This window comes from Variovorax fucosicus (assembly GCF_030316825.1).
Taxonomy (GTDB): Bacteria; Pseudomonadota; Gammaproteobacteria; order Burkholderiales; family Burkholderiaceae_C; genus Variovorax; species Variovorax fucosicus.
Window position 1 is genome coordinate 868,507 of sequence record NZ_JASZYU010000003.1, and the last position, 12,264, is coordinate 880,770.

Below are 12,264 nucleotides of genomic sequence, written 5' to 3' on the forward strand. Positions count from 1 at the left end.
GACAACCACCGAATAGTGCCATGCCGGCAGTGCCCCTTCAGTGCGCGATCCGCGCCTGCCGCAGCGTCTCCGACGGCAGTTCGCCGAACATGGCCTTGTACTCCTGCGAGAAGCGGCCCATGTGGAAGAAGCCCCATTGCGCGGCGACTTCCTGCACGGTGCAAGCCGTCTGCTGGCGCCGCAGCCTGCGCCGGCAGGCATTGAGCCGCACCGCTCGCAGAAACTCGACCGGCGACTCGCCCATCACGCTGCGGAAATGGTTGCGCAGGGTGCGCGGCGTGATGTGCAGCTGCAGGCACAGGTCTTCCACCGTCATCGCGTGGTTGAGCGGATGCGTGACCAGTGCGCGCGCTGCCATCACGGCGGCGAGCCGGCGCCGGCTCGCCTGCAACGGGGCGCCATGCACGTCGCCCTGCGTCGCGCCGGCCAGCAGGCCCAGCAACTGGTCGAGCAGCGCCTGCAGCGCCGCGCGGCCCCAGCCGTGCTCGCTTTCGCCGCTCGCGCCCAGCCCCAGCAGCGACTCGATGGTCTGGCACAGCGCCACATGCAGATGGGGTGCGAGTTCGGCCACGTGCACCATCGTGCCCTGCCCGATCGGCGGGCTGCGTAAACCGAGCTGCTCCATGCGCCGGCCCAGCCACTCCTCGTCGACCACCACGCCATAGATGCCGAAGTTGCGCGGCGTGCGCAGCACGAAGCCGTCGTCCGCGCGCGCCGACATCACGAGCCGCGTGCGGTCGGCCGGCTGCAGCCGCCCCGAGAAGTGCACCGGCGCCAGGCTGTGGCCATCGGGCACGCCGAACCAGACCGACCCGCGCCAGGGCAGGCATTGCTGGCTGGTTTGCTGACCTGTGTGCTCATGGAACAACTGCAGCCGCGGCCCGTCGATCCAGAGCTCGCGCACCGCGCCCTCGAAGCGCCCGCACGAAAGCTGGTCGTACTCCTGGCGCCAGGCCGAGATGTGGGTCGCGTGCTCGTCGACATCGCAACTCTGGCGCTCGGCATAGCGCAGGTGCTGCCCGCCCGCCGGCAGAACCGGCGGATGGCGAAGGAGCGCGGATGCTTCGATGGGCAAGACCAGTTCCGGTGAACGAGGGGTTGGAGCCATTGCACAAGCAAGACAAGTGCCAGACCAGCCGCCATGCTGCGTTGTTTTTCCGAATCCGGATAGTGCCGTTGCCCTCGATTTGGTCGAATTCGCGCATCGCCATCCGCCAAGGTAAACACAATGAATTCATCGGACGCCGCCCCGTCGGGCCATCTCAAGAAGGTACTGGGCCCGGTGCAGCTCTGGGGCATTGCCGTCGGCCTCGTGATCTCGGGCGAGTATTTCGGCTGGAGCTACGGCTGGAACACGGCCGGCACGCTCGGCTTTCTGGTCGCGACGGTGCTGGTGGCCACGATGTACACCACCTTCATCTTCAGCTTCACCGAGTTGTCGACCGCCATTCCGCACGCCGGCGGGCCCTTTGCCTACGCGCGGCGCGCCTTCGGGCCGACCGGCGGCTTCGTGGCCGGATTTGCCACGCTGGTGGAGTTCGTGTTCGCGCCGCCGGCCATTGCGCTGGCCATCGGCGCCTACCTCAACGTGCAGTTTCCGGGCATCAATCCGAAGTGGTTCGCGCTCGGTGCCTACGTGATCTTCATTGCGCTCAACTGGATCGGCGTCGGCATCGCAGCGGCCTTCGAGTTGTTCGTGACCGTGCTTGCGATCTTCGAGCTGCTGGTGTTCATGGGGGTGGTCACGCCGGGCTGGTCGTGGGCCAATTTCACGGCCAACGGCTGGGCCGGCGGCGCGGTGCTCAATGGCGCGGCGATCTCGGGCATCTTCGCGTCGATTCCGTTCGCGATCTGGTTCTTCCTGGCCATCGAGGGCGCCGCCATGGCGGCCGAAGAGGCGCGCGACCCGCACCGCACGATCCCGATCGCCTACACCACCGGCATCGTCACGCTGGTGGTGCTGGCCTTCGGCGTGATGATCATGGCCGGCGGCGTCGGCGACTGGCGCAAGCTGGCCAACATCAACGACCCGCTGCCGCAGGCCATGAAGGCCGTGGTCGGCGACAACAGCGGCTGGCTGCACATGCTGGTGTGGATCGGGCTGTTCGGCCTGGTGGCCTCGTTCCACGGCATCATCATGGGCTACTCGCGCCAGATCTTCGCGCTGGCCCGCGCTGGCTACCTGCCCCGCTATTTCGCGGGCCTGAGCCCGCGCTTCGATACGCCGCACCGTGCCTTGCTGGCCGGCGGCGTGATCGGCGTGGCCGCGATCTTCAGCGACGAGTGGGTGCAGTTCGGCGGGCAGACGCTCACGGCCAACATCGTGACGATGGCGGTGCTCGGAGCGATCGTGATGTACCTGATTTCGATGGCCGCGCTGTTCAAGCTGCGCCGCACGGAGCCCGGCCTGGAGCGCACCTACCGCGCGCCCTTCTATCCGGTGTTCCCGGCCATCGCCCTGGTGCTCGGCGTGGTGTGCCTGGGTGCGATGGTCTGGTTCAACGCCATGTTGACGCTGCTGTTTCTCGTTCTGATGGCATTGGCCTATGGCTACTTCCTGGCCACCGGCGCGCAACGCAAGGCGGCGGCTCCTGACGCGATGCTCTCGGCATGAACTACGCCCTTGGCTTGGCCGCTTCGTGTCTGATGCGTGACTTGGGTCAACGGGGGCGGGATCACGCCGACGGCGTACTCTGCTCCGCGAATGTCCCCCGGCCTGCGGCCTCCTCCTTTATTTCGCTGCGCAGAGCACACCATCGACGTGATCCGTCAGAGCAGTGGTTGATCGGCCGCACACCAGCAGCGTGCCCTCGTGCACAGGGCACCGGGTACTCCCCGCAGCGAAATAAAGGAGGAGGCGAAGCCGGGGGACATTCGCGGAGGGGAGTACCCGGTGCCCTGTGCACGCGCCCCCAACGCAAGCCGCAAAAGACCCCCTCGTGGAGCCGCTGAGATGCGTTACCGCACCACGATCGACAACCAGGTTTTCTCGTTCGACGACCTCAAGCAGGTGATGGCGGTCGCCAGCCCGGCGCGCTCGGGCGACTACCTGGCCGGCGTCGGCGCTGCCACCGCGCAGCAACGTATGGCCGCGCGCCACGTGCTGGCAGAAACGCAGCTCAGGCAATTCCTCACCGAGGCGCTGGTGCCCTATGAAGACGACAACATCACGCGCCTCATCATCGACACCCACGATGCCGCGGCCTTCGCGCCGGTTGCGCACCTGACGGTTGGCGACTTCCGCAACTGGCTGCTGTCGGAACAGGCCACCACCGAGGCGCTGACCGCGCTCGCACCGGGCCTCATGCCCGAGATGGTGGCCGCCGTGTCCAAGCTCATGCGCAACCAGGACCTGATCGCGGTGGCCCGCAAATGCAGCGTGGTCACGCGCTTTCGCAACACCATCGGGCTGCCGGGCCACCTCGCGGTGCGGCTGCAGCCCAACCACCCGACCGACGACCTGCGCGGCGTGGCTGCCTCCACGCTCGACGGCCTCATGATGGGCGCGGGCGACGCGGTGATCGGGCTCAACCCGGTCTCCGACAGCATGCCGGTGCTGGACTCGCTGCTGCACATGCTCGACGAGGTGATCCAGCGCTTCGAGATCCCGACGCAGAGCTGCGTGCTGACGCACGTGACCAACACGCTCAAGCTGGCCGAAGCCGGCGCGCCGGTGGACCTGGTGTTCCAGTCGATCGCGGGCACCGAGAAGGCGAACCTCTCGTTCGGCGTGACGCCCGCGCTGCTCGACGAGGCCTATGCCGCGGCGCTCGCGCTGAAGCGCGGCACGGTCGGCGACAACGTCATGTACTTCGAAACCGGCCAGGGCAGCGCGCTGTCGGCCAATGCCAGCTTCGGCGTCGACCAGCAGACCTGCGAGGTGCGCGCCTATGCGCTCGCACGGCGCTACAAGCCGCTGCTCATCAACACGGTGGTCGGATTCATCGGGCCCGAATACCTCTACGACGGCAAGCAGATCATCCGCGCCGGCCTGGAAGACCATTGCTGCGGCAAGCTGCTGGGCCTGCCGATCGGTTGCGACGTCTGCTACACCAACCATGCCGAGGCCGACCAGGACGACATGGACACGCTGCTGGTGCTGCTCGGCACCGCCGGCCTTACCTTCCTGATCGGCGTGCCCGGCGCCGACGACGTGATGCTCAACTACCAGAGCACCTCGTTCCACGACGCGCTGTTCCTGCGCGAAACGCTCGGCCTGAAACGCGCGCCTGAATTCGAGGCCTGGCTGCAGCGCATGCAGATCACCGACGCCGGTGCGCACCTGTTGCCGCCGGGCGCGAACCGGCTGCTGAGCGGCATGGGCGGCCTGGCCGCGCTGGGGCGCTGATGGCCGGCGAGCCGCCCTCCCCCGTCACTGCCAGCCCCTGGGGCGCCTGGCGCGCGGCAACGCCGGCGCGGCTGGCCCTCGGCCGCGCCGGTGCCGGCATGCCGACCGACGAAACGCTGCGTTTCGGCTGGGCCCATGCGATGGCGCGCGATGCCATCCATGCGGCGCTCGACGCCGACGCCCTCGCCAATGCGCTGCACGAGCAGGGTTGGGAAACGATGCACGCGCGCAGCCGCGCCGACGACCGCGTCACCTACCTGCGCCGCCCCGACCTGGGCCGCCAGCTCGATGCCGACGATGCGGCGCGGCTGCGCAACCACGAGCGGGGCGGCGCAGCGCGCGACATCGACGTTTGCATCGTCGTCGGCGATGGCCTGTCTTCGCTGGCCGTGGCGCGCCATGCCGCCCCCCTGCTCGGAGCGCTGCGCCCGCAGTTGCCGCCAGACACGCGCTTCGCGCCGGTGGTGGTCGCCACGCAGGCGCGCGTGGCACTGGCCGACGAGATTGCCGAGTGTTTCGATGCCCGGCTCTCGGTGATGCTGATCGGCGAACGCCCCGGCCTGAGCTCGCCCGACAGCCTGGGCATCTACCTCACCCACGCGCCGCGCCGAGGCCGCCACGACGCCGAGCGCAACTGCATCTCGAACGTGCGGCCGGAAGGCCTTTCGTACGGCGCAGCCGCGTTCAAGCTGGCCTGGCTCATGCGCGAAGCGCTGCGCCGCGGCCTGAGCGGGGTCGATCTCAAGGACGAGAGCGACCTGTCGGTGCTGGAGTCGCGCCAGACACGGCCGCTGCCACCCTGATCACTTCTTCAATCGCAATCCAAGGAAAACATGAAACGCAGACTGGTTCTTTTGTCTTCGGCCGCCACCGCCGCACTGGCCGTCACCGGTTGTGCCGGCAGCAGCACGATGTTCGGCGGCGGCGTGCAGCCGCTCTCGACCAGCAACTGGGACACCTTCAACCGCCAGCAGATCGACGCGCTGATCGCCCGCCTCGGCAAGGGCAGCCCCGGCTACAACGCGGCCCGGCCGCCCTATGTGGTGTTCGACTGGGACAACACGAGCGTCTTTCTCGACATCGAGGAAGCTTCGCTGATCTACCAGCTCGAGAACCTCGTGGTCGGCGCCACGCCGGCCCAGCTCGACATTGCGCTGCGCAAGAACATCCCGAAGACGAACTTCCTGAAGGATCACAACAACGGCGCCGGCGAGCCGGTCAACATCGACAAGGTCGCGCCGGACATCGTGGCCAGCTACACCTGGCTCTACCAGAACTACAGTGGCCTGAAAGGCAGCCAGCCGCTCGCCGCCATCAAGCAGAACCCGAACTACCAGGCCTTCATCACCAAGGTGCGTTACCTCTACGAGGCCATCGGCGACACCTTCGACCACGACACCGCGTACCCGTGGGTCACCTATCTGTTCGTCGGTATGACGGAATCGCAGGTGCGCAAGCTCACCGTCGACACGGTCGCGTGGCAGCAAAAGCAGCCGGTCGAAAAGGTGAAATGGACTTCGCCGCCCGCATTGCCTGGGCAGGCCGGCGTGGTGTCGGTCAGCTGGAAGAACGGCCTGCGCCTGGTGCCTGAAATGCAGGAGCTGTACGCCCGGTTCCGCAGCGCCGGTTTCGACGTGTGGGTCTGCTCGGCTTCGTTTGTCGATGTGATCAAGGAGATCTCGTCGAATCCCGCCTTTGGCTACAACAACCCGGCCGATCGGGTACTGGCGATGGAGCTGGAGCGCGATGCCGCCGGCGTGATCCAGCCGGAGTTCCGGCGTGGCTACGACCAGACCCAGGGTAAGGGCAAGACCGCGAACATCAAGCGCTTCCTCGTCAGCAAGTATGGCTACGGCCCCAGCTTTGTCGCGGGCGACAGCGAGGGCGACCAGAACATGATGGCCGACTTTGCCGACACGCAGAAGGTGCTGATCGTGAACCGGCTGCGCGACCCCAAGACCGACATCGGCAAGTTTTCGGCCATCGCCGTGCAGAACTACGGCAAGCCCGACACGCGCTACCTGCTGCAGGGCCGCGACGACAACACCGGCCTGTTTGTGCCATCGCAACTGCACACGCCGCTGGGCGCCAAGACCGGCAAGGCGCTCAAGTAGGCCGGCGCGCGTCGTGCGCCAGAATGGCCGTCTTTCCTGACGGAGACATGCCATGAGCGAGACCCCGACGCAGACCCCGACGCGCTACCCGCTGGCCGAACTGGCCGACCTGCCCGAAGACATCCGCGCCACCATCCTCGCGGTGCAGGAGAAAGCCGGCTTCGTGCCGAACGTGTTCCTCGGCCTGGCGCGCCGCCCGGCCGAGTGGCGCGCCTTCTTCGCGTACCACGACGCACTGATGCTGAAGGAAGAAGGCTCGCTCACCAAGGGCGACCGCGAGATGATCGTCACCACAACCAGCGCGGCCAACCAGTGCCTCTATTGCGTGGTGGCGCACGGTGCGCTGCTGCGCATCTACGAGAAGAAGCCGCTGGTTGCCGACCAGGTGGCCGTGAACTACCGCAAGGCCGACATCACGCCACGCCAGCGCGCCATGCTCGACTTTGCGATGAAGGTCGCAGGCCGCTCGCACGAGATCGACGAGGCCGACTTTCCGCCGCTGCACGCGCACGGCTTCGACGACGAGGACATCTGGGACATCGCGGCAATAACGTCGTTCTTCGGCCTCTCCAACCGCATGGCGAGCTTCAGCGGGATGCAGCCGAACAACGAGTTCTTCCTGATGGGACGGCTGCCGCGCGAGAAAAAATAGGCGGCGCCCCTGTGCAAGGAAATCAGGCCGCGCCGCCGTTGCGACAGGCCGCGAACATGTCCAGCGCCGGCTTGTAGCTCGGCGACTTCACATCCATCACGCCAAGCGCCGTGTGGTACAGGTTGTCGTGGGTGTACGGCTTGTCCAGGTCACCCTGCAGGCAGTGGTTCGACAGCTTCTCGCGCTGGCGCATCCCGTCGCTGAACCAGGCCACCAGCGGAATGTGCTTTTGCACTTCCGGCGCAAAGCTGTACGGCACGCCATGCAGGAACAGGCCATATTCGCCGAGTGATTCGCCGTGGTCGCTCTGGTAGAGCATGGCGGTGTCGTAGTCCTTCGACTGGCTCTTCAGCCAGTCGATCGTGCGCGCCAGAAAGCGGTCGGTGTAGCGGATCGAGTTGTCGTAGCCGTTCAGCAGTTCGGCGTGGCCGCATTCGGCCAGCGCGTTGGTCTGGCATTCGGGCTTGAACTCTTTCACCTCGGGCGAAGAGCGCTTGTAGTAGGCCGGGCCGTGGCTGCCCATCTGGTGCATCACCAGCACCACGCCCTTGGCGCGCCGCTCGGGCGAGAGTGCCGCCAGACGCGCATCGAGGCCGTTCAGCAGCGCATCGTCCAGGCATTCGTCGCCGTCGCAAAGCGCAGCCTTCACGGCGGGCGGCAGGCTGTCGACGGCCGCGGCGTGGGGCACGCGGTTGCACACGTCCTTGCAGCCCGATTGGTTCTCGATCCAGAACACGGCCAGCCCAGCGGCCTGCATCACGTCGAGCAGGTTTTCGTAGTCGTCCTTGCGCGCCTCGAACGCCACCTTGCCGATCGGCGAGAACATGCAGGGCACCGAAGCCAGCGTGTTGGTGCCGCACGAATGCACGTTCCGGTAGCTCAACACCTCGCGTTGGGACAGCTCCGGATTGGTGTCGCGCGCATAGCCGTTCAATGCGAAGTGATCGGATCTCGCCGTTTCGCCCACCACGATCACGAACAGCGGCGGCCTGGCCTGGCCTGCATAGCTTGCGCCCAGTGCCGCGCCGCCGGTCATGGGAATGAGTTTGCGGCTGTGCTTGAACAACGGCCGCAACGCCACGGCTCCGGCCGAGTAGACGGTGGCCAGCGGGTTCAGCATGTAGCGCAGGTGCACGTTGTTGCGCATCAGCGGCGCCAGTTCGCGGTTCATGGCCATGCCGCCACCGGCCGCCGCGGCCATCGCCGCCGCGAACAGCGCGAGGTTGCGCCAGGCGTGTGTCCATAAACCCGCACGCACGATGCGCACGCGCCAGAGCCACCAGGCCGGCAGCACCGCCACCAGCAGCACGTTCAGCAGCATGCGCCCGCTCAGCAGGTCGCGCACCTCGTTGGGATCGGTCTGCGCGGCATTCGCCAGCATGCTGGGATCCATCACGATGCGGTAGGCCAGCATGTAGTGCTGCACCACGGCCGCCAGCAGCACCACCGCGAACCAGAGCGGCTTGAACCAGCGGGACCAGGCCGTCAACGACAGCAAGGCCACCGTGCCGGCCACCAACAACAGCGACATGGCACCGATCGAGCGCATGTAGACGCTCGGCGCACCGCCGATGCGGGCGAGCTCCAGCCACAGCGGCCAGTTGGCCGCAACCGCCAGATAGACGCTCAGCCAGAGGATGACGGCGCGTGCCGTGCGCGGCTGCGCCATCCATTCATCGATGGCCGCCAGCCAGGTCGGTACGGCAGAAGCGGGGATCGGGAGGGCATGGCCGGGCGCCGCGCCGATGGGAGAGGGCGCAGGATGGGCAAGGGAGCGGGGCATCTGGCGAAGTTAGGCGCCGGGACTGAAACCTCCCTGAACACGCTCCTCAGGAACGGTTCAGGTTGAGATCCAGCCGTGCAGGTGCTCGCATCGCGCGCCATCGCTGCGCCATCGCGTCGATCGCGAAACCCACGCTCCAGCAAACCCAGGCCGTCCAGAGCGTGTGGCTCATGTAGTGGGCACCGCGCAGTTGCTGGCCGAGGCCGAGCGCCAAGCCGGCCAGCATGGCCACGGCAAGCCAACGCCGGGCGATAGCGGGCGCGTTGCGGCGGAACACGAACCAGCCACCAACCCAGGCGAACGCCGCAGAGGCATGCCCGGCCGGAAAGCACTTGCCCGGCCCGCCATCGTCCACGCCCCACTGCCAATGCGACACGTAGCGCGCCATGCCGCCGAAGGCCTGCAGATCCCAGGGGCAACTGGTGCGGCTGTAGGTCTTGATCATCGAGACGGCCAGCACCGAGGCCAGCACCGTCACGGCCAGCTGCACGCGCTCGCCCCGATCGAGGCGGCGCAGCACCCACACCGGCCAGCGGATCGCGGCGAACAGGCCGATGACGAGCACCCAGCTGGTGAAACGCGGCACTTCGTGCATCCACAGAATCAAGGGATGGCTGCTGCGCCAGGGAAAGCCGTATGGCAGCCCGAACAGCCGCGCTGCCGCGAAGTCGAGCCCGGAAGCATCCCAGGCCAGTACCAGAACCAGCGCGATGAAGGTGGCGGCCAGCGGGCCGCGCAAGGAGGATCTGATCATGCGGGTCGCAAGCCTAGCGGCGCGGACTGAACGCAGCCTGAAGCCGACTCGATAGACTCGCGGTTTCACTTACAAGGGGTCTGCGTGCGCGTATTGCTGGTGGAGGACGACATTGGCCTGTCCGAAGCGGTGTGCGGCTACCTGCGCGCCAAGGCCTTCGTGGTCGATCCGGTGCCGAGCCTGGCCGGCGCGCGCGGCGCCCTGCTCTCTGCGCAGTACGCGGCGGTGCTGCTCGACCTGCATCTGGGCGACGGCGACGGCCTGTCGCTGCTGCCGACGATCCGCGCGCTGAAAGAGCGGCCGATCGTGATCGTGCTGACGGCGCGCGACCAGGTCACCGACCGCATCCGCGGGCTCGATGCCGGCGCCGACGATTACCTGATCAAGCCCTACGACCCCGGCGAGCTGCTCGCGCGGCTGCGCGCTGTGGAACGGCGCCGCAGCGCCGGCAACACGCCGGTGCTGCAGCTGGGCACCATCGAGATCGACCTGGCGCGCGAGCTGGTGCGCAAGAAGGGCGCGCCGGTCGCGCTCACGCAAAAGGAATGGGCCCTGCTGCGCGTGATGGCCACGCGCCCGGAGCGCATCCACACACGCGAGCTGCTGCAGGACGCGCTCTACGGCTTCGACGACGGCACCGACAGCAACACGCTCGAGGTGTTCATCAGTCGGCTGCGGCGCAAGCTCGGCCGCGCGCACATCCAGACGCTGCGCGGCCTGGGCTACCGGCTCGCGTTTTCGCTGGACGAGGAATGAGGCCCTCTGAGACCCTGGCCGGGCGGCTTACCCGCACGCTGGTACTGTGGATCGGCGGTGTCTGGCTGTTGTGCGTGCTCGCCGTCGTCTGGTATGTGGATCGCGAGATCAACTTCAACTTCGACAATGAACTGGTCGAGGTGTCGCACCGCATGTTCGACATCGCGGTCGACGAGGTCGACCGGCGGCAGAGCGAATTGCCGGCAGGCCGCCCCCTGATTGCGCCAACGCCGCTGTTCAACGATGCCGCGGTGATCTACCAGGTGGTGGACGGCAATGAACGCGTGCTGCTGCGATCGGCCGAAACACCCCCCAACACCTTCGACGTGCCGGTCTCGCCCGGTTTCGCCAACCTTGAGGCCTGGCGCATCTACACGGTGCGCCATCCCAGCAGGCCGCTGTTCCTGCAGGTAGCCGACCCGCTCAGCGAGCGGCGCAATACGCTCAACCGCACGCTGTTCGGGCTGCTGCTGCCGCTGGTGGCGGTGCTGCCGCTCCTCGCGTTTCTGCTGCGCCGCATCGCCCGCGGCGAACTGCATGTGCTGCGGGAGCTGGCGAGCGAGATCGGCCGGCGCAGCGGCACCGACCTGCGCCCCATCCAGCTCCCCGGCCTGCCGCGCGAACTGGCCTTGGTCGGCGACCATGTGAACCGCCTACTCGAACGCCTGGCCCAGTCGCTCGACGTGGAACGCGCGCTGGCCGCCAATGCAGCGCACGAGTTGCGCACGCCGCTGGCGGCGGCCCGGTTGCGCCTGCAAACCGCACTCGACCATGACCTGCGCCGCAGCGACGTGGAAGCCGCGCTGACCGCGCTGCAAACCTTGAGCCACCGCGCCGAAAAGCTGCTGCAGCTGTCACGCGCCGAATCGGGTGCGTCGCTCGCGCGCACCCGCGTCGACCTGGTGCAGCTTGCCGCCACGGTGGCCGAGGAGTTCTGGCAGGAAGCGCGCGCGATCGACCGGCTCGACCTGAAGGTGCCCGAGACCGAGCCCGCTCCGGTCGCCATGGGGGACTTCGATGCGCTGGCCATCGCGCTGCGCAACCTGGTGGAGAACGGCCTGCGCTACGCGCGCGACAGCCGGGTGGAGTTGGAGGTCACCGCCGACTGCCGCCTCGTCGTGCGCGACTTCGGCCCGGGCGTCACCGAGGCGGAACTGCGCACGCTGCAACTGCGCCACGTGCGCCACACCGACGGGCGCACTGGCTACGGGCTGGGGCTGTCGATCGTCTCGACCATCGTCACAAAGCACGGCGCGCGGCTCGAACTGGCGTCGCCGCCGCCGGGCGCGCCCTCGGGCTTCGAGGCGCGGATCGTTCTTCGGCCGGCCTAGCCGCCGACCAGGGCGCGCAGCCAGTCCGGAAGCGTCGCGGCCTTCTGCTTCGGAAAGTCGACCCAGATAGTTGTCGCGCCGCCGGCCGCGCAGATCACCTCGGGTGCCTCGGCGCGCGCCATGGTGGCCCAGCTCTCGAAGGTCGTGCGGCCGGGGTCGCTCACGTACATGCGCAGCAGCACGTTGCCCGGGTATTCGATCTGGCGGTAGAAGTTGCAGAACGCGTTGACGATCACCATGCCTTCGCCCTTCGGGTCGGGCTCGAAACCGATCGAATGCATCCAGTCGATGCGCGCCGTTTCCATGTAGCGGAAGTAGGTGCCGTTGTTGAGGTGGCCCATCGCGTCCATGTCGCCCCAGCGGATCGGGATCGACATTTCGTAGACCAGCTTCTTCTTCTCGGGAATCTCAATCTTCATGCGGCGGCCCTGGTGCCGTGCTTGACGGTACAAGATGATGACAAGGGTGACAGGAGCCGGTCGAGGCGCCGCATAAAATGCCCCGCACCCCGCGCTGCCCTGCAGTT

At 67.4% G+C, this 12,264-nt stretch carries 11 protein-coding genes; 7 read left to right on the forward strand and 4 right to left on the reverse strand.

Annotated elements, in window-relative coordinates; all coding sequences use genetic code 11:
• Nucleotides 1-37: 37 nt before the first annotated feature.
• A complete protein-coding gene (locus tag QTI05_RS21535) occupies nt 38-1,075 on the reverse strand; it encodes a helix-turn-helix domain-containing protein (RefSeq protein ID WP_286620819.1) in 1,038 nt (345 codons plus the stop codon).
• Between the two features lie 153 nt (nt 1,076-1,228).
• Here QTI05_RS21535 and eat point away from each other — a divergent pair, with 153 nt between their 5' ends.
• The 5 genes from eat (at nt 1,229) to QTI05_RS21560 (ending at nt 7,114) form a co-directional block, all read left to right on the forward strand.
• Nucleotides 1,229-2,614 carry an ethanolamine permease gene (eat, locus tag QTI05_RS21540; RefSeq protein ID WP_286620821.1) on the forward strand — a complete coding sequence of 462 codons (1,386 nt, stop codon included), beginning with the start codon at nt 1,229-1,231 and terminating at the stop codon, nt 2,612-2,614.
• Between the two features lie 339 nt (nt 2,615-2,953).
• Nucleotides 2,954-4,348: an ethanolamine ammonia-lyase subunit EutB gene (locus QTI05_RS21545; protein ID WP_286620823.1), complete on the forward strand. Its 1,395-nt coding sequence runs from the start codon at nt 2,954-2,956 to the stop codon at nt 4,346-4,348.
• Nucleotides 4,348-5,151, forward strand: coding sequence for an ethanolamine ammonia-lyase subunit EutC (eutC, locus tag QTI05_RS21550; protein WP_286620825.1), 804 nt, complete (start codon nt 4,348-4,350; stop codon nt 5,149-5,151). The genes QTI05_RS21545 and eutC overlap by 1 nt, the downstream gene beginning before the upstream one ends.
• Nucleotides 5,152-5,181: 30 nt before the next feature.
• A complete protein-coding gene (locus tag QTI05_RS21555; RefSeq protein ID WP_286620827.1) occupies nt 5,182-6,462 on the forward strand; it encodes a haloacid dehalogenase-like hydrolase in 1,281 nt (426 codons plus the stop codon).
• 52 nt (nt 6,463-6,514) lie between these two features.
• A complete protein-coding gene (locus QTI05_RS21560) occupies nt 6,515-7,114 on the forward strand; it encodes a peroxidase-related enzyme (RefSeq protein WP_286620828.1) in 600 nt (199 codons plus the stop codon).
• Between the two features lie 22 nt (nt 7,115-7,136).
• On the opposite strand, the gene QTI05_RS21565 is transcribed toward QTI05_RS21560, so the two are convergent.
• Nucleotides 7,137-8,897 carry a phosphoethanolamine transferase gene (locus tag QTI05_RS21565; protein ID WP_286620830.1) on the reverse strand — a complete coding sequence of 587 codons (1,761 nt, stop codon included), beginning with the start codon at nt 8,895-8,897 and terminating at the stop codon, nt 7,137-7,139.
• A gap of 46 nt (nt 8,898-8,943) precedes the next feature.
• A complete protein-coding gene (locus QTI05_RS21570) occupies nt 8,944-9,651 on the reverse strand; it encodes a phosphatase PAP2 family protein (protein ID WP_286545093.1) in 708 nt (235 codons plus the stop codon).
• Nucleotides 9,652-9,735: 84 nt separating this feature from the next.
• Here QTI05_RS21570 and QTI05_RS21575 point away from each other — a divergent pair, with 84 nt between their 5' ends.
• Nucleotides 9,736-10,407: a winged helix-turn-helix domain-containing protein gene (locus QTI05_RS21575; RefSeq protein WP_286545095.1), complete on the forward strand. Its 672-nt coding sequence runs from the start codon at nt 9,736-9,738 to the stop codon at nt 10,405-10,407.
• On the forward strand, nt 10,404-11,738 hold the full coding sequence (locus QTI05_RS21580) for a sensor histidine kinase (RefSeq protein WP_286620832.1): 1,335 nt from the start codon (nt 10,404-10,406) through the stop codon (nt 11,736-11,738). Before QTI05_RS21575 ends, QTI05_RS21580 begins: the two co-directional genes overlap by 4 nt.
• On the opposite strand, the gene QTI05_RS21585 is transcribed toward QTI05_RS21580, so the two are convergent.
• On the reverse strand, nt 11,735-12,157 hold the full coding sequence (locus QTI05_RS21585) for an acyl-CoA thioesterase (RefSeq protein WP_286545098.1): 423 nt from the start codon (nt 12,155-12,157) through the stop codon (nt 11,735-11,737). The two genes, QTI05_RS21580 and QTI05_RS21585, sit on opposite strands and share 4 nt — an antisense overlap.
• Nucleotides 12,158-12,264: the final 107 nt, after the last annotated feature.